This is a genomic window from Alteraquisediminimonas sediminicola, from assembly GCF_019740335.1.
In the GTDB taxonomy this organism is placed as follows: domain Bacteria; phylum Pseudomonadota; class Alphaproteobacteria; order Sphingomonadales; family Sphingomonadaceae; genus Alteraquisediminimonas; species Alteraquisediminimonas sediminicola.
In genome coordinates this window covers 234,625-252,421 of sequence record NZ_JAHXZS010000003.1, presented here as the reverse complement: position 1 = coordinate 252,421, position 17,797 = coordinate 234,625, and the positions used below count along the sequence as shown (strand labels likewise).

Below are 17,797 nucleotides of genomic sequence, written 5' to 3'. Positions count from 1 at the left end.
CCTAACCGCCGCCCGCCCTTTTGGTGCGGAGCGTTGCATTGGCCGAGGCGGGGTCGTCCGGCCAAGGGTGGCGGGGATAGCGTCCGCGCATTTCCTTGGCCACATCCCGCCAACTGCCCGCCCAGAAACCGGGCAGGTCGCGGGTCGTCTGGATCGGGCGACCGGCGGGCGAGGTGAGCGACAGGATCAGCGGGATATGCGCAGTACCGATCACCGGATGTACGGACAGGCCGAACAAGGATTGCACCCGTAAAGTGACCGTCGGCCCGCCCGGCGCATCATAATCAATGTCGTGATGGCTGCCCGCCGGGGTCAGGAATTGATCGGGGGTGAGCTTTTCAATCGTCTTCATCCCGTCCCAGCCGATCAGATTCTGCAACGCCTGATGCAAAGCGGACGGATCGACCTGACCAAGCCGCGACTTGCCTGCCAATAACGGGGCCAGCCACTCATCCAGCGTGGCGATCAAACCGTCCTCGCTTAACGCCTCCAACCCGGCATAGGCCGCGCGTTGGCGCAGCCGCTCTGCCGCCTTGCCCATCGGCAGCAGGTCGAGGCCATGCGCGCGTACGCCATCGACAAGACAGCGGGTCATCGCGTCTTTGTCCGGCGATGAATCCGGGCCGCTCGTCAGCCGAATCGCGCCGAGTTTTTTCTCCAGCCGCGCCTGTGCGCTGCCGCTTGCCACATCGAAACGCAGGTTGCGCTGTTGTTCGATCCGGTCGCCGAAAAGATCGTCCAGCAATTCGGGCGGCAGGGTGATGGCCGAACGGATCATCGCCCCGCCTGCCGATCCTTGCGCATCCGCGACCGCCAGAAATTGTTGGCGGGCGAGCGGCGAAACGGGATCGAGCCGATAGCCGCGCCCGCCGCTCGCGATCCAGTCCGAACCATCCTTGTTGCGCGCCTTGGCAACCCGATCGGGAAAGGCGAGGGCGACACAGGCGGCCATGACATAGGCCGGATCATCGCCGCTTGCGGCGGGCTTGCCCGCTATGCGCCTGGCCCAGCCTGCGGCCATCGCGCGAGCGCTATCGGCCTTTTTGCCCCGGTCGCGCTGCCATTGCCGCCAGCGTGTCTCCAGATCGGGATCGGTCCCACCCAGCCCATGTTCGGACAACAGCATCGCCATATCGCCCGCGATCTTCTGCCAGCCATGCGCGCCCGCAAGGATCAGCATATGGGCAAGGCGCGGCGGTAATGGCAATGCGGCCATCGCCTTGCCATGCGCGGTAACAGCGCCCTGTTCATCCAATGCGCCAAGCCAGATCAGATGCTTGCGGGCCTCGGTCAGCGATGGCGCGGGCGGGGGATCGAGCCATGGCAGGCTGGTCGGATCGCGCACCCCCCAGATTGTGCAATCGAGCAGCAGCGCCCCAAGGTCGCTCTCCAAGATTTCCGGCGGGTCATAAGGGGCAAGCCCGCGCGTCGCGGCCTCTTCCCACAGGCGCACGGCCACGCCCGGCCCTTGCCGCGCCGCGCGGCCCGCACGCTGGATCGCGGCGGCTTGGCTCACGCGCTCGGTCACCAAATGGCTGGTACCGGCCTGACGATCATAACGCGCGCGCCGGGCAAGGCCGCTGTCGATGACGACGCGAATGCCGTCCAGCGTCAGGCTGGTTTCGGCAATGGCGGTGGCGAGCACGATCTTGCGGTGGCCCTGTGGTTCGGGCCGGATCGCCGCCCGCTGCGCCGCCGGGTCGAGGCTGCCATGCAGGCGGTGGAGGATCACGTCGGGACCAAGATTGCCGAGCCGTTCCGCCGTCCGCTCAATCTCACCCATGCCGGGGAGAAAGGCGAGGATACCGCCTTGCTCTTCGATCAGCGCGGCGCGGATGGCGGCGGCCATCCCGTCCTCGATCCGCTTGGTCGCATCACGGCCAATATGACGCAGCGTGAGGGGGTAACTGCGCCCTTCGCTTTCGATGACTGGTGCGCCTTCCATCAACCGGGAAAAACGCGCGCCATCCAGCGTGGCCGACATCGCCAATAATCTGAGATCGGGGCGCAATCCGGCCTGTGCATCCAGCGCCAGCGCCAGTCCGAAATCACCCTCCAGCGTGCGTTCATGCACTTCATCGAACAGCACCGCCGCGACATCGGGCAGGTCTGGCTCGGATTGGATGCGGTTGCGGAAAATCCCTTGTGTGACGACCAGCAACCGGGTCTGGCGGCTTTGTCGGCTGTCCATGCGGGTGGCATAGCCGACCAATTCGCCCAAGGGACTGCCGACCAGTTCGGCAATCCGCTCCGCCGCCGCCCGCGCGGCAAGGCGACGTGGCGACAGCAGCAATATCTGCCGTCCAGCGACCCATGGTTCATCCAACAGGGCAGGCGCGACCTTGGTCGTCTTGCCCGCCCCCGGGGGCCCGATCAGCACGGCATTCGACTGTGTGCGCAGGGCATCGAGCAGCCGGGGCAGCACGTCATCTATCGGCAGGGCGACCGGTGGGTTCATAGCGTGTCCGCTATCATGCCAGTGGGTGCGATGCCAGAGGGGGACCATTTGTTCGATCTTTGATGCAAGTTGTTGGCAATCGCGGGTTGAAACCCAAGATGCAATCGGTTAGGGCGCATCGCGTGCCCCTGTGGTGAAATTGGTAGACGCGTCCGACTCAAAATCGGATTCCGAAAGGAGTGCTGGTTCGATTCCGGCCAGGGGCACCAATAACACGTTGTTTTTAAGTGATTTTTTATCTTTTCAAATACCTCCCATATTCACCCGACTAATCCGTCGGTTGTGCTGGTTCGACAATGCCATCTGCGCAGTGGAGACCATTTGAGGCTGTGATAGCCCACAAATAACTGCCAATATCTCCAGAGGCCAAGATGGTACGCCCGAGATTTCTGGGTGGCTCTGAAACGAATAATGGGGCCGATTAATCCCAAAACTATGCTTCGCCCTACATTGTGATTCAATGCTGGCGGGCAATTTTGTGATCAGTCTCGGTTGCGCATCTTCCGCTCAAACCTGCACCGCCTCCCATTATTATTGTATCGATTTTCCATTTGGTTATCGACTGCTCAGGCACGCAGTCCGAAACGAACTTCGTCTCCGCCTTCTTTTACCTGCACAAGGTATTGAATTTTAAATATAAAAATAGCACCTTAATCGAGGAAGAGACGAAGTTCGATTCCTGTAAGATGCACCAATAACACGTTGTTTTTAAGTGCTTTTTTATCTTTTCAGATACCTCCCATATTCACCCGACTATTCCGTCGGTTGTGCAGGTTCGACACTGCCATCTGCGTAGTGGAGACCATTTGAGGCTGTGATAGCCCACAAATAACTGCCAATATCTCCAGAGGCCAAGATGGTACGCCCGAGATTTTTGAGCGGCTTTGGAACAGGAAACGGGGCCGAAGCCCCGTACTGTTTCCGTTGGGTTAGTTGGTTCAGCCGAACCCGAACATCTTGTGCTGACTCTCCCAATCAAGCGGGATCCTGCTCGTCTCGACCAGTTGCTTGCGGGTGAGGGTTGGGGGATGCTCTCCATCCATGATGGCCTTGATGATGGACGGTGCCAGATAGCTGGTGCGGATTAGATCAGCGAGATGCTCGCGACTGCAACCGATGTGTGTGGCGGCTTCATCGAATGAACCACCGGCTTCCAACTCCTGCCTTGCCGTGAATGCCTGCGCGATCAGTTTGAGCAATATCGGGTTACGCGGTCGATTGGCTTCATCAATGACCGGCGGGATGTGAATGCGGACTTGTTTGTCAGATCGGACAAAGCCGATCTTGCTGGCGATCGTGATGGGCGCGGTTTCCCCCAGCGCCGAGTCAATGGTCGAGACATCGAATTGGATGTCGAGGCTGGCTTGGCTGATCTGAATGCGCTGAATAAGGGATAGTAGCATCTCACGCACTTTTGCCGGAGCTTGGTTCTCCAGCAATTGCCGGATCTGATTGGCGTTCCTGTTCAGGCGGGTAATGACATCGCTGGATAGATCACCAACGGCCATGCGCTGATGCACGGTATCGTGAACGGCTTGCCTGACCTTCGCACATACCAATGTCTCGATGTCATTGGCACTGATCCGCCAGCATGGTTCGCCCGAGGCTTCCGCCCCATCATTCTGCGAGACATAATAACGATACCGTCGACCCTGCTTGACGGCATGGCTTGGTGATAACCGCCGCCCATGGGCATCAACCATCAGGCCAGCAAGCAGGCTGGGTTCAACGGCATTGCTCCCCAGCCGACGGTCCACCCGGGCGTTCTTGAGTTGTTGCTGCACCTGATCGAAGAGCGTGGCGTCAATGATGCCCGTATGCTGGCCGGGATAGCATTGGCTTTTGTGAACTACATCCCCGACATAGAGCCGGTTCTGCAACATGGCATATAAGGCACCCCGACTGATGGAGTTCTGCCCATAGGTCCGACCGTGACGATTGATCCGCGCTTTGCTTTTGATCCCGTTCGCATCGAGTTCCACCATTAGCGCCTTGCCAGAACACAATGCCGCATAGCGCTCAAAGATGTGGCGGACATTAGCTGCTTCAGTCGGATTGATGATCAGCTTGCGGTCATCCAGATCATAGCCAAGTGGCACCTGACCACCCATCCACATGCCCTTGGCCTTGGACGCGGCAATCTTGTCGCGAATGCGTTCTCCGGTCACCTCGCGTTCGAACTGGGCGAAGGACAAGAGGACATTCAGGGTCAGGCGACCCATGCTGGTGGTCGTATTGAAGGACTGGGTGACAGACACGAAGCTGGCATCCGCGTCATCAAGCACATCCACAATCCGGGCAAAGTCCGACAGGCTGCGCGTGAGACGGTCGACCTTGTAGACTACAATCACATCAACCCGCTTGGCGGCTACCTCGGCCAGCACCGCTTTGAGGGCAGGGCGATCCATGTTCCCGCCGGAATAGCCACCGTCATCATAATAATCAGGGACCAGTGTCCAACCCTCATGGCGCTGGCTCAATATATAGGCAGCACAGGCTTCACGCTGGGCATCAAGGCTGTTGAAGTCCTGCTCTAGTCCTTCTTCCGTGGATTTGCGCGTATAGATGGCGCAACGTATGGACTTGGGTGTTGAACACCCCTTGGCGTTACGCATGAGCGACCTCCGCCTTCTTCCGTTTGATCAGCCCAAAGAAGCGAGGGCCGGACCATTTGGCGCCTGTGATCTCGGTAGCGATCTGGCTCAGTGAAGCGTAGTTCTCATCCCGGTAGAGATAGCCCCTCTCCAGCACCACCACATGGTGACTTTCCCCACCCCAGTCGCGCACCAGCCGGGTGCCGGGCTTGATCCGGCTGGGCTGCGCAGCCTCCACTGCACCCGTTCGGGCATAATGGCGGCACAGCCGACCAAGTTCACGTAAAGTGCCAGAAGGCATCCCGCCCTTGGCGCGCTCCTGCAGCCGGTGCGCGATGCCGCGTCGTAGCAGGTCGGTGGTCATGGCCGGTGCCGGCACCTTATGGAGCCGCAACCACTCAGCGCGAAGTAGCACTGCCGACATTGTCGTGAGTGCTGCCAGTTGTTCGTCTAGCGCGCTCATATCCCGACCGCCGTGATCTGATAGGCGGTCACTCCATCGCGCAGATATTTGCTGATGGGATGGCCTTTTTTGCGCAGGCCGCTCAGGGCTGCACGTGTCGTGTGTGGCAACCAGCCTGTGGCCTCCACCAGCTCGGTCAAGGTCGCACCGCCGTCGCGATGCAGCAGATCAATTACACTATCGATTTTGGTGGGTGCATTGAGTGTCGTCATGGGTGGTCTCCTTGGCAAGAAGCGGCCCCTCACCGCTTTCCACCACCCAATGCCCCGTAAGGCCTTACCTACAGGGCGTGCGGGGCATCTCTTTGCTCCGCGATTCACGTTCACACCAATGCTCGAACTGACAGCGAAGTCGAGGTGTATCTCGGCTAGCCCTATCGGTTTGTGAATCAGCCACGACAGTATCGAACCAGTTGTGGTTGATGCGTTCAGCCATGGCAATCGCTCCCCCAGCACAGGAAGTCCAGTCGAGAAAGTCGGCCTTTTGAAAAGCTGCATATGGACTTTCGTACCGGCTTGCACATGTGTCGTCCCATGTACGAAATACCTATCGAGAACGAGTTGCTGGATATGGCTGACCGGTTATGCACCGTCGTGGGCATGATCATGGAAGACCACCATTCTCTGGCGGTCGCTTCGTCGAGAACGGATGCTGAGGCGAGGCACCAAGATATTGAACAACTCGCCACGGCAGTCCAGAACATGGCTACCCTGATTGCGGCCGCTAAGGTGCTCACCCAACTCGGCGGATAAATCATGACCTACGTAATCGGCGGCATTGTTGGCAATCCGGAACGGCAAGCTTTAGCGGCAGTTTGGGTGGAGCGGCCGTTCGTTCATGTTGTGCAGTTCACGGAGGCTTCTTGCCTAATTTTCTGTCGACTGGGATGCTGTCGAAACACATAGCTTGTAACACAAGATGCTTAATAATAAGAAAAATTCCATAACGAGCGCAGCTAAATTCTTCTTGAGCTGGTGGTTCCGTCGAACCTTCAGTACAAGTCGTTCATGTGCATTTTTGAATAAGGCTTTAGTTCAGCGACCCTGCCAGCCAGCACCTTTTGCAGCCAATAAGGATCGGCAAGCAGGGCGCGTCCGATCGCGACTATGTCGAAATCGCCGCGGTCAAAGCGGCGCTCCAGTTCGTCGAGCGACTGCAGGGTTGGTGTGGACTGGCCCTCGGCAAAGTCGGCCAACAGGTCGCGATTGAGCCCGACCGAGCCGACCGTGATTGTCGGCAGGCCCGTCAACTTCTTGGCCCAGCCAGCCAGATTGTAATCGCCATCGGCAAAGGTGGGCTCCCAAAAGCGCCTGTCCGAACAGTGGAAGATGTCGACGCCCGCATCTGTTAGCGGCGCGAGCCAGCGTTCCAATTCCTGCGGACTATGGGCTATCCTTGCGTCGTAGAGATAGGTCTTCCATTGCGAGATACGAAAGATAATCGCAAAGTCTGGTCCCACTGCCCGTCGGATGGCCGCCACTACCTCGACCGCGAAGCGGACGCGATCCGCGATGTCGGGGCCGCCATAACGGTCGGTACGCTGGTTAGTGATGTCCCAAAAGAACTGGTCGAACAGATACCCATGCGCGCCATGCAACTCGATTGCATCGCACCCGAGCCGTTGGGCATCGAGTGCGGCGCAGACAAAGGACGCGATCACATCCTCAATGTCGCGTTCGGTCATCACCCGGCCACCCTTTGTGTCGGGGCCGACGATGCCGGATGGACTTTCGAGCGGTGGGTGGGGCGCATCCGGGAAGTTGAAGTCCTCGCACCCGCCGACATGCCAGAGTTGCGGCACGAGGGCGCCACCGGCTGCCTGGACAGCAGCGCGCGCCTTGTCCCATGCGGCGAGCGCGTCCTCTCCCCAGAAGCGCGGCACGGTGTCGACCGCGACGGAGCCCAGGCGATCAATCCCTACGGCCTCAGTAATGATGGTACCGATCCCGCCTTCGACACGTCGACGGTAATAGTCGACGGAGGCATCGGTGAGCACGCCGTTCGGCGCGAAATAACGAGACATCGGTGCCATCGCAAAACGGTTACGCACCCGGAATGACTTGCATTCAAAAGGTGTCATGAAGGCATTCAGCACGCGTCTACCCCTCCGTGTTAGTGTATGATTTCGTATTAATATAACGCCGATTGGCTGGTATCAGAAGGCTAGGGACTTACACCCGTCCGAGAAAGTCCAGCAATGTTGCCATGTAGCGCGGCGCATCCTCGATGAAGGGTGCATGTCCGCAATCTTCGAAAATGACGGACTGACCATGCCGCGCGCACTTGGCGGCTTCAATGCCGACTTCGGGTTGAAGGATGGCGTCTTTGCCGCCAACGATCGAGAGGACCTGAAAGGGAAGTGCGGCCAACAACGGACGCTGGTCAAGGTCGGTGAGGTCGAGCAGCGACATCACCACGTTCGGGCCGGTATCCATGAAGATAGACCACATCCAGTCGATTGTTGGCTGGCCGACATCCTTGGCGCATACGCCTTGCGCGAGATTTTTGAAAAAGGTCGCCCGGTTGGCGGATATCGCGCCCGGCATAGCGAGGAGATTTTCGCGTTCGCCGCCGAAGGGAAAATCATCGGTACGAACGAAGCGGGGAGAGGCGCCGCAGGTCAGTATCAGCCCGATGGCGAGTGGACCCAATTGACGCGCCGCTTCCGCTGCGACCGCGCCACCCATCGACCATCCATTGAGCACTACCGACCGCAGGCCAAGCATTTTGACGATGCCGGTAATGTCGTTGGCGATGGCGTTGATAGACAGATCGTCGAAATCACGATCCGATTGACCGCAGCCGCGATGATCGATGGCGACCACCTCATGTCCGGCGGCCTGTAGCGCCTCTATGGTGTCGACCCATACGCGGCTAGACATGGCCCAGCCATGGATGAGAAAGACCGGTGTCTTCTCGCCGCGATAATGCTCGAAATAGACGCGTTGACCGCCACCTGCCTCATAATAGGCCATCGATCGCTCCCTTCTTATACTTATTGCGGCGGTGCGAGCGTGACACCCACCAGTTCGCTGAAATGGTGCATCTTCACGTGGCGATAAACAATCTTCCAGACGCCGTTGCGACGTTCGAACCGATCAGTATAGGTCGCCCCCACAGTGCGGGCCAGGCCATCGCTGGTCGTGCCGATGCAATCCACGTCACAGACGCCATCGGCATGGTCGCGGTCTTTGAACTCGACCCGAAGGTTGGTCGTGTAGTGGGTTGCCTGTTTCCAAGCAGGCCAGAGTACGTCTTTGACCGCATGAGTAATGCCTTCATGGCCGTCAAAGTTGCCGAAAGGTGGGCCGATTTCCCATGTCGCATCCGGCCACCAGATATTCATAAAGCGATCAAAATCGCGTTTGTCGAAACCGAGGCAATAGTCGCTGACCAGATCGAGCATTGCGAAGCGGCTTTCGAGTTGGTCGATCCGTTCTTCAGTTGACATGGACATCAGGCATTCTCCTGGTTGAGATAGGCAGCAAATTTCTTTTCGGCTGCTGCACGGGTATCCGGGACGAAATAAGTGGGGAAAACACCGGGTGAGGGGGCAACGTGGCGAAGCACGTCCCGCGCGACCGATACTTTGTGAACCTCGGTCGGGCCATCGACAATGCCCATTTCCGGCACATATTGCCACATGTCCATCAACGGGGTCTCGTTCGACATGCCGAGCGAGCCATGGAGATGGAGCGCCCTGTAGATTACATCCTTGAGTACACCGGGCATCGCGGCCTTGATTGCCGAAATCTCCCGACGAACCGGGCGAGTATAGGCCTTGTCGCGATCGAGCAGCCATGCGGCATAAAGTACATGCAATCGGAACTGCGTGATCTGGGTGTAGCTGTCGGCGATCTTTTCCTGCACCATCTGCTTGTCGGCAAGGCGTTCGCCCTTGGTGATGCGGGAAACGGCGCGTTCGCACATCATGTCCATCGCCTTGTTGAGCATGCCCACCGTGCGCATCGCATGGTGGATGCGACCGCCCCCAAGCCGCGACTGTGCGACCTTGAAACCTTCGCCAACAGGGCCGAGTATATTTTCCTTCGGCACACGGCAGTCGGTGAAGCGGAGATAGCCGTGGACCCCGCTGCCGAGCGCATCCTTCGGCCCGACCGCAGTGTTGCGGATGATCTCCAGCCCTGGCGTACCTTTCGGCACGATCAACATGCTTGATCCCTCATGCACCGGCACGTCGGGGTTGGTGATGCACATCACGATCAGGAATTCGGCGACACAGGCATGGCTGGCGAACCATTTCTCGCCATTGATTGCCCATTCATCGCCTTTAAGATCGGCGCGGCAGGTGAATTGGCCGGGATCGGCACCGGCTTGCGGTTCGGTCATCGAATAGCAGGAGAAGATCTCGCCATCGAGCAGCGGCTGAAGATAGCGCCGCTTTTGATCCTCTGTGCCGAAGCGGGCGAGGATCTCGGCATTGCCGGTATCGGGTGCCTGCGTGCCAAATACCGTTGGTGCGAAGCGGCTGCGGCCCAGAATCTCGTTCATCAAGCCCAATTTGACCTGGCCATAACCCTGGCCACCCAATTCAGGGCCGAGGTGGCAGGCCCATAGCCCGCGTTTCTTCACTATTTCCTTGAGAGGCGCCATGGCCTGCTGTGCGGTTGAGTTCGGGTCGAAGGGGGCCGCAGGATGGCGGAACACCAAATCCATCGGTTCAATCTCAGTCGCGACGAACCCCTTCATCCAGTCGAGTTGCGCTTGGAACTCGGGTTCGGTCGAAAAATCCCATGCCATTATTGTTTTTCCTCAGGTGAAATTCAGTTGCCGGCGTACCAGCCGCCATCGATCCACAGCTCTGCGCCGGTCACGTAGCGCGCCTCGTCCGAGGCGAGGTAGAGTGAGCCATGGGCGATATCCATGGGATCGCCGACAACACCCATGGGGATCGATGCCTTGATTGCGGCATCCTGCTCGGGTGTGATGTCGCCGAGAATGGGGGTGCGGATCTGCCCTGGGAAGATTGTGTTGACGCGGATACCCTGTCGGGCAAATTCCAGCGCTGTGCCTTTGCCCATAACCCTGACGGCGGCCTTGGAGGCATGGTAGCTGATCGCATCCGGGCTACCGATCAAACCATATAGCGAAGAAATATTGACGATGGCGGCATTGCCGGTCTTGAGCAGTTCAGGCGCTGCGGCCTTCATGCCGAGGAAGACACCTGTCTGATTAACGCTGATCATCTTTGCCCAGCCCTGTTCCGTCTCGGCTATCACGCCGCCGGGGTGGAAGATGCCGGCATTGTTCACCAGCGTTGTGAGTTTCCCGAAACTGCTGACGGTAAAGGCTACAGCGGCCTGCCAACTGGTGAGGCTGGTCACGTCCAGACGGGTGAACTTGGCCTTGCCGCCCTCGCTGATGATTTGGTCAACAACCTTGGCACCGAGCGCATCCTGAAGGTCGCCAATCACGACGCTCGCGCCTTCGCGTGCATAGAGAATTGCTTGTCCTTCCCCTAGGCCACTCGCTCCGCCGGAAATCAGCGCTACTTTTCCTGCTAAACGCCCTGTCATCGGCCTGCTCCTCTCACGTTTATTGCTTGTTGTTGATGCGGTGTATCTAAATTACTAGATGAAGACAAGCAAGATTCATATGGGCGCCGACGAGATGTGGTGCGGCTATAAAATTCAAATAAATAACTGTAAAATTATGTTTTTATAGGGATTGCAGAATCTGCATTGATGGCTGTTTGCAAGATTTTCAAGGGCCAATAAATTTCACTTGCTGGTTCTGAGCAAGTAATATACGAATCGCAATGTTGCTTAGGGACTATCTGGGTTCCGCTCGGTTGGCCGAGCTGAATCGGTCTGCAATTTTGAGCAATGCAGCGATATGTCGGAGGCCTGAATGCGCAACGACATCGCTGTTTCACATTCGCCGTTGCGCACGCGCGCTAGGGGAGGAGAGAGCATGGCTAGAACATTAGCGAACATTACATATATGCTGCTATCTACGACTGTTTCCATTGCATCATTGGCAGCGACCCAGGCTATGGCTGCGGAAACTGGCAAAGATCAGGGTTTGGAAGAGATAGTTGTGACGGCGCGCAAGCGCGTTGAGAATTTGCAGGATCTTGGTGGTTCGATCAGTGCGTTGTCGGGCGGAGATCTTCTGAAGCGATTTGATTCTGACGTTCGTGATTTTGCGAGCGCTTCACCGAACGTTATTATTGACGATGTGCAGCAAGGTCCTGGTGGGGTTGCGGCCATTTATATTCGCGGGATCGGCGTGGCGGATGTCGAGAAGTCGGTTGATCCGGCTGTGGGCGTCGTGTTCGATGACATTTATCTTGGCCAGAGTGCAGGCAGCCTGATGAAGGCGATCGACCTTGACCGGGTGGAAGTGCTGCGTGGGCCTCAGGGTACGCTGTTCGGTCGTAACGCGACCGGCGGTGTGATCAGCCTGTCTCGCTCGCGGCCGACACAGGAGCTGACGGGCAAGGCGCGCCTGACCTATGAGCGCTTCCATACGATCAAAGCGGAAGGTGTTGTTTCCTTCGGCGTCACCGAGAATGTCGCGGTGAAGTTCACGGGCGCTTATGAATCAACCGATGGCTATATGTACAACCGTACACAGCACCGTCGCGGTCAGAAGTCGGACTTTGGCGCGTTGGGTACGCAGGTGTTGTTCACGCCGACGGATGCGCTGGAGTTGAGTGTCAGCTACGATTATCAGAAAACGCGTCAGGACGCGCCGGTATCGCTGGCCGTCTTGCGGCCTACGGATTATTTCTGCACGGGTTTCGGCCAGTGTTCGCCAGCGCCGGGGGTGCCGACATCCGGCGACCGTTACACCAGCCTTGGGAATGGTCCGATTAACAAGGATGCGTTCTTCGAGATGAACATGGCGATTGGTAAAGCCAAATATGATCTCGGCAACGACTATGAAGTTCAGTATATTCTTGGCTATCTCAAGACCAAGGAGGGTGCGACCCAGGATTGGGACGGCACACCTTTGACGCTCTACCAAACCGATCGTCCGGCGCGTTGGCGTCAGACGACCAATGAAGTGCGGTTGAGCAAGGGTGGCACGGGACCGCTTACCTTTGTGCTCGGCGGCTATCTTTGGGACTCGCGTTATACGATTAACCTCAAAAACTATATCGGCCTGGCAGCTACACCGCTGCTGACGAGTTCGCAGGAAGTCACGCAGTCGACGAAATCCTATGCGGGATATTTTGAAGGCGATTATCGTATCACCGATAAGCTCAAGCTGACGGTCGGCGCGCGTTACACGCATGACCGCAAGACAAGCATCGTCAATGACGGCGCGATCAATATCTATGGCACGACCGAGGAGGTCGATCCCATCTTGACGATCCAGCCAAGCCTGGCTGGGGGTAGCATTCTGATGGCGGCACCCGTCAAGGCAAGCTGGTCGAAATTTACGCCCAAGGTCAGCTTGAGCTATAATTGGACGTCCGATGTGATGACCTATGCGTTGTGGTCGCGTGGTTATCGTGGGGGCGGCTTCAACGGTCGTCCGGCCACGCTGAGCGCGGCGACCATTCCCTATAATCCCGAGACGCTCGACAATTATGAACTCGGTTTCAAGAGCGAGTTTCTTGATCGCCGTCTGCGTCTCAATGGCGCCGTGTACATGATGAAGTACAAGGATATGCAGCAGGATCTCGACGTGCCAGCGCCGGGTTCTTCGACGGGGCGTGAAAACCGGACGATCAATGCTGCCAAGGCGGATCTGAAGGGCTTCGAACTCGACCTGACTGCCAAGCCTTTCGATGCACTGACACTGAACGGCAATGTCGGTTATCTGGATGCGAAGTATAAGAGCTTCTTCGGTGACATCTACAGCACCGGCACGGCGATCGATGCGAGCTTCCTGAAAATCCGTCGCGCGCCCAAGTGGACGTGGAATATCGGTGCGACATATGAACAGGATGTCGGGCCGGGTACGTTCTGGATCAGTGGCTCCGTCCATTATATGGGGGCACATGAAGTGACCTTCCTGAACAACCCCAATATCAAAAATGGCGGTCAATATCTGGCCGATGCCTCGATCAGCTATCGTGTGAACAAGACCACCGTCAGCGTCTTTGGCAAGAACCTCGCCAATGAAGATGGGTGGTCGGTCGGGTATGACGTCCAGGGCGTCTGGAGCTACGCCGCACCGCGTCCGCCACGGACTTGGGGCGTCGCTGTCACGCAGACCTTCTGAGAGAGGTCGTGACTATGACACAGCCATCGAATGCAGCCCAGCGACGCTGGCTTGTCACAGGTGCATCGCGTGGCCTCGGCCACGCGATCGCTACCATCGCGCTGATGCGGGGGGACCGAGTGTGTCTGGTCGCCCGCAGTGCGGATATCGTTGACATCGCTACTGCGCTCGGGCCGAATGCAATGGGCGTGCAGGCGGATGTCTGCAATCCGGACGCGCTTGCGGCCTTGTGTAACGCTGTGGCGGCGCGTTGGGGCGGCATCGATGTGCTGGTCAATAACGCCGGACTGCACCGCGGCGGCAAGGTTGATGGAATGAGTGTGGAAGATTGGGAGCAATCGATCGCTACCAATCTTTCGGGGCCGATGCATACTGTGCGCGCTGTGCTGCCTCACATGCCGTCAGGCGGTGCGATCGTGAATATCGGGGCGGTCGTCGGATTTCGGGGCTTTCCGGGTGATAGCTGCTATGGTGCCTCAAAAGCAGGACTTGCTGGTCTCACGCAGGTTCTGGCGGCAGAACTCGCATCCCGGCAGATCAGGGTTAATCTTGTCGTTCCGGGTTTCGTTATGACAGAAATGACGGCGACTGTGTCGGAGCGGGCTCGGGAGAAGATCGTGGCCAAGATCCCGCTTCGCCGTATGGGGCGCGCCGAGGAAATCGCGGATGTGTGCTGGTGGGTGGCTGGCTCCACCTACATGACTGGTTCGGTTGTGATGACCGACGGGGGATTGATGTGCAACCTCTAGGGGCTGATGCAGACGCACGTTTCGCTGCATGGCTTGGTGATGTGGCAGGCCTTGATGAGGCGCGGTTAGGGCCGCTGTTGACGGGAGGCAATGCCAATGTAACCCGGCTTGTGGAGAGTCGGCAGGGTAAGTTTGTGCTGCGCCATCCGCCCGTCCATGCCGTTTCCGATAAGGCGGCTGCGGGCATCGCACGTGAGTTCAAAGTATTGACGGCCCTTCATGGGCGCGCCCCGGTGCCTAGGCCCGTGGCATGGTGTGACGATCCGACGATTCTAGGCCAACCCTTCGCCATTACCGAATGGCTTGACGGTGTGGCGCTCACCACCTCGCTACCGCCATCCTATCCGCAGGGGGTGGAGGCGGTAAATGCACTCGGTCGTGAGATGATCACCGGCCTTGCCGCCGTTCACCGGATCGACTGGCAAGAGGTGCTTCCGGTAGATTTCGGGCGCCCGGAATCTTTCGTGTCACGCCAGATCGACCGCTGGCTGGAAGTGCGGCAGCAGCATGCTGTGCGCTCGCTACCGCTGCTTGACGAGATCGCGGTTTGGCTGCGTGCAAACCTGCCACCGGTGGCGCGCGCCAGCGTCATCCATTGCGACTTTCATCTCGACAATTGTCTGGTATCGCGCCTCGAACCAAGACTGCTCGCCATCCTCGACTGGGAAATGGCGACATTAGGCGATCCGCTGATCGATCTCGGGCTGTGCCTGTTCTTCTGGCGGCGCGATCCGACGAGGGCGCTCGGTTTTGCGCAGGTGCAGGCGCTATCCAATCACGCAGATGTCATTGCCCCGGCGGCACTCGCCGACCTCTGGTCGCAGATCTCCGGAATCGACTATGGACAATTGAATTATTATCGCGTCTTTTCCGCTTGGCGGCTCGCGGCGATCGTAGAGGGCGCCTATGTCCTATATTGTCAGGGCAAGGACGAAAGCGACTATGCCCGCGGCCTTGAGTTCGATGTGCCTAACCTGCTGCGGGAAGTGGCGGTGAATATCGATGAGGGGAGGTTGTGATGGATGCGACGATGATGCGCTATCCGCTGACAACCCAGATGATCTTGCACCGTGGTGAGAGATTGTTCGTTGATAGTCAGGTCTCGACTTTCGATGGCGAAACAATGCAGGTTGTCAGCTATGGCGAAATCGCCCATCGAGCGCGCGGGCTTGCGGGGGCGCTCCGCGCCCTCGGTGTCGTGTCCGGCGACAGGGTGGGGACGTTCTGTTGGAACAGCCAAGCGCATCTTGAGGCCTATCTCGCGGTGCCAGCGATGGGCGCAGTCCTGCATACGCTGAACGTCCGCCTGTTTGCAGAGCAGCTCGATTATATCATCAACCATGCGGCGGATCGTGTCTTGCTGGTCGATGTGGCGTTATTGCCGTTACTGCAACCTATCCTGCCTCGACTGGCTTCGGTCCAAGACCTTATTATCATAGGTGAGGCGGAGGTGCCAGTCGCAGGATTTTCCGGGCGTGTTCATGGCTATGATACGTTATTGGCTGCCCATGATCCGCTCATAGATTGGCCTGCGCTCGACGAGAACAGCGCGGCGGTGATGTGCTATACGTCGGGTACGACTGGCCATCCCAAGGGCGTGGTCTATAGTCACCGTTCGATTTTTCTCCACAGCATGGGCTCGATGGGTGTTGATGCGTTCGCGATCAGCAACCATGATCGCATCCTGATGCTACCGCCGATGTTCCATGCCAATGCCTGGGGTACGCCGTTTTCTGGCTGGTTCGCTGGCAGCGACTTCATCCTCCCTGGACCGCATCTCCAGCCCGATAAAATCGCCCGCTTGATCGCGCTTTGCCGACCCAGCTTTACAGCAGCGGTGCCAACGATACTAAATGATATGTTGCAGCTTCACGAGCACAAGCCGCTCGATCTCTCTTCTTTTCGCGTTATTATATCGGGCGGATCGGCGGTCTCGCCTGCGCTGATCGAACGTGTAAAGGATGCTTGGGGCGTTGACGTGGTGCAGGGCTGGGGCATGACCGAAACCAGTCCGATGTGTGTGCTATCATTTCCTCCACGAAATGCGGCACCGGCAGATTCCCTGCATTGGCGAGCAAAGAGCGGTCGGCCTGTGGCCGGGATGGAGGTCCGCATCGTTGATGGCGAGGGCCAATCGCTACCCGAAGATGGCCAGACGGTTGGCAATCTTCAGTTGCGCGGACCATGGGTCGCGGCGGGTTATTACCATCAGGCCGCAGACGAGAGTCCATTGAGCGATGATGGCTGGCTGCGGACCGGCGATGCCGGCAGCATCGACCCGCAGGGTTTCGTCACGATAACTGACCGCACAAAGGATTTGATCAAGTCGGGCGGAGAGTGGATTTCTTCAGTCGAGATCGAACATTGTATCGGTCGTTTTCCTGGGGTGATGGAAGTCGCCGTGATCTCGGTCCCGGATGCACGTTGGGAAGAGCGTCCACTGGCCGTGTTGGCGGCGGCAGATGGCAGGATGCTGGATTTCGGTGAACTACGTCAATTCCTTGCGAAGCAAATTGCCAAGTTCATGGTTCCGGAATACTGGGCGATTGTGCCCAGCCTTCCCAAGACCAGTGTCGGCAAGATCGACAAGAAGAAACTGAGACGGGAGGTGGAGTCGGGCGCACTGATGTATGTGTGTGAAACGAGAATGTGTCCCGAAGGAAAAATTTGATGAGCGAACGATCCGTCGCCAAGGCTGAACCCATTGCGAAGCCCCGTCGCACACAGGCAGAGCGTACCGCTTTATCCGATGCGCGTATGTTCGAGGCTGCAATGGAGCTCATCGTCGAATGTGGTACGCACAATACGACGTTGAAGGAGGTCGGTGAGCGTGCCGGTTATAGTCGTGGCTTGGCGAGCAATCGCTTTGGATCGAAAGAGGCGCTATTCAACCAGATGGTGCGCGACTTTAACGAAAAATGGGCGTTCGAACTGCGTCGTTTTGTTGGTGATCTCAAAGGTTTGGCTGCATTCATGGCGGCGCTCGAAGCGGTTGAATTTTTTCTGCTCAACCATACTATCCAGATGCAGGCGCTTTATACTCTTTGGTACGAGTCAATTAGTAGCCACACCATCATTCGCCGTCGGTTGGCTGCCAATCATATCGCGTATCGGCGTGATGCTGAACGCTGGGTGCGGCAGGGAATCGAGGATGGCACCATTCGCCCCTCGATTGATGCGAGCTGTTTTGCGGTAGAGTTCAACGCGTTCATTTTTGGTCTGGTTTACCAATGGTTGGTCAATCCCAATGCAATTAACCTCCATTCAGTATTTCAGCATTATCGGCGCAGTACATTGGAAACATTAGCAGAAAGGCGGAATTAAGTTCATTTTT

The 17,797-nt window shown here is 57.9% G+C and carries 15 protein-coding genes and 1 tRNA gene; 7 read left to right on the top strand and 9 right to left on the bottom strand.

Annotation, left to right across the window (positions count from 1 at the left end; all coding sequences use genetic code 11):
• Position 1: 1 nt before the first annotated feature.
• Positions 2 to 2,458: an ATP-dependent helicase HrpB gene (gene hrpB / locus K6117_RS09140; RefSeq protein ID WP_221794172.1), complete on the bottom strand. Its 2,457-nt coding sequence runs from the start codon at positions 2,456 to 2,458 to the stop codon at positions 2 to 4.
• Between the two features lie 124 nt (positions 2,459 to 2,582).
• On the opposite strand from hrpB, the gene K6117_RS09135 reads away from it, so the two are divergent.
• Positions 2,583 to 2,667 (top strand) — tRNA-Leu (locus tag K6117_RS09135).
• 729 nt (positions 2,668 to 3,396) lie between these two features.
• Here the strand turns inward: K6117_RS09135 and K6117_RS09130 are convergent.
• From K6117_RS09130 to K6117_RS14455, 3 genes are read right to left on the bottom strand one after another with little or no spacing between them, the layout of a single operon-like run.
• The gene (locus K6117_RS09130; RefSeq protein ID WP_221794170.1) at positions 3,397 to 5,073 is read right to left on the bottom strand and encodes a recombinase family protein; all 1,677 of its coding nucleotides are present in this window, start codon (positions 5,071 to 5,073) and stop codon (positions 3,397 to 3,399) included.
• Positions 5,066 to 5,515, bottom strand: a complete 450-nt coding sequence (locus K6117_RS09125) for a DUF2924 domain-containing protein (RefSeq protein WP_221794168.1) — start codon at positions 5,513 to 5,515, stop codon at positions 5,066 to 5,068. The genes K6117_RS09130 and K6117_RS09125 overlap by 8 nt, the downstream gene beginning before the upstream one ends.
• Positions 5,512 to 5,727, bottom strand: a complete 216-nt coding sequence (locus tag K6117_RS14455) for a DUF3489 domain-containing protein (RefSeq protein WP_246604977.1) — start codon at positions 5,725 to 5,727, stop codon at positions 5,512 to 5,514. Before K6117_RS14455 ends, K6117_RS09125 begins: the two co-directional genes overlap by 4 nt.
• 321 nt (positions 5,728 to 6,048) lie before the next feature.
• Between K6117_RS14455 and K6117_RS09115 the strand changes: the two genes are divergently transcribed.
• Entirely contained in the window at positions 6,049 to 6,267 is a 219-nt protein-coding gene (locus K6117_RS09115; RefSeq protein WP_221794164.1) for a hypothetical protein, read from the top strand.
• Between the two features lie 239 nt (positions 6,268 to 6,506).
• On the opposite strand, the gene K6117_RS09110 is transcribed toward K6117_RS09115, so the two are convergent.
• The 5 genes from K6117_RS09110 to K6117_RS09090 form a co-directional block, all read right to left on the bottom strand.
• The gene (locus tag K6117_RS09110) at positions 6,507 to 7,610 is read right to left on the bottom strand and encodes an NADH:flavin oxidoreductase (RefSeq protein WP_343211764.1); all 1,104 of its coding nucleotides are present in this window, start codon (positions 7,608 to 7,610) and stop codon (positions 6,507 to 6,509) included.
• Between the two features lie 76 nt (positions 7,611 to 7,686).
• Entirely contained in the window at positions 7,687 to 8,490 is an 804-nt protein-coding gene (locus K6117_RS09105; protein ID WP_221794162.1) for an alpha/beta fold hydrolase, read from the bottom strand.
• Positions 8,491 to 8,510: 20 nt separating this feature from the next.
• Positions 8,511 to 8,972 carry a nuclear transport factor 2 family protein gene (locus K6117_RS09100; RefSeq protein ID WP_246604976.1) on the bottom strand — a complete coding sequence of 154 codons (462 nt, stop codon included), beginning with the start codon at positions 8,970 to 8,972 and terminating at the stop codon, positions 8,511 to 8,513.
• Entirely contained in the window at positions 8,972 to 10,276 is a 1,305-nt protein-coding gene (locus K6117_RS09095; protein ID WP_221794160.1) for an acyl-CoA dehydrogenase family protein, read from the bottom strand. The genes K6117_RS09100 and K6117_RS09095 overlap by 1 nt, the downstream gene beginning before the upstream one ends.
• A gap of 23 nt (positions 10,277 to 10,299) precedes the next feature.
• A complete protein-coding gene (locus K6117_RS09090) occupies positions 10,300 to 11,052 on the bottom strand; it encodes an SDR family NAD(P)-dependent oxidoreductase (RefSeq protein ID WP_221794158.1) in 753 nt (250 codons plus the stop codon).
• 478 nt (positions 11,053 to 11,530) lie between these two features.
• Here K6117_RS09090 and K6117_RS09085 point away from each other — a divergent pair, with 478 nt between their 5' ends.
• The 5 genes from K6117_RS09085 to K6117_RS09065 are packed head-to-tail and all read left to right on the top strand — an operon-like array spanning position 11,531 to position 17,787.
• Positions 11,531 to 13,714 carry a TonB-dependent receptor gene (locus tag K6117_RS09085; protein ID WP_221794156.1) on the top strand — a complete coding sequence of 728 codons (2,184 nt, stop codon included), beginning with the start codon at positions 11,531 to 11,533 and terminating at the stop codon, positions 13,712 to 13,714.
• A 14-nt stretch (positions 13,715 to 13,728) separates the two neighbouring features.
• Complete coding sequence (locus K6117_RS09080) at positions 13,729 to 14,463, top strand: SDR family NAD(P)-dependent oxidoreductase (protein ID WP_221794154.1); 735 nt, start codon at positions 13,729 to 13,731, stop codon at positions 14,461 to 14,463.
• On the top strand, positions 14,451 to 15,482 hold the full coding sequence (locus K6117_RS09075; protein WP_221794151.1) for a phosphotransferase family protein: 1,032 nt from the start codon (positions 14,451 to 14,453) through the stop codon (positions 15,480 to 15,482). The genes K6117_RS09080 and K6117_RS09075 overlap by 13 nt, the downstream gene beginning before the upstream one ends.
• Positions 15,482 to 17,134, top strand: coding sequence for a long-chain fatty acid--CoA ligase (locus K6117_RS09070; RefSeq protein WP_221794150.1), 1,653 nt, complete (start codon positions 15,482 to 15,484; stop codon positions 17,132 to 17,134). The genes K6117_RS09075 and K6117_RS09070 overlap by 1 nt, the downstream gene beginning before the upstream one ends.
• Positions 17,134 to 17,787 carry a TetR/AcrR family transcriptional regulator gene (locus tag K6117_RS09065; RefSeq protein ID WP_221794148.1) on the top strand — a complete coding sequence of 218 codons (654 nt, stop codon included), beginning with the start codon at positions 17,134 to 17,136 and terminating at the stop codon, positions 17,785 to 17,787. Before K6117_RS09070 ends, K6117_RS09065 begins: the two co-directional genes overlap by 1 nt.
• The last annotated feature ends 10 nt before the right edge of the window (positions 17,788 to 17,797 follow it).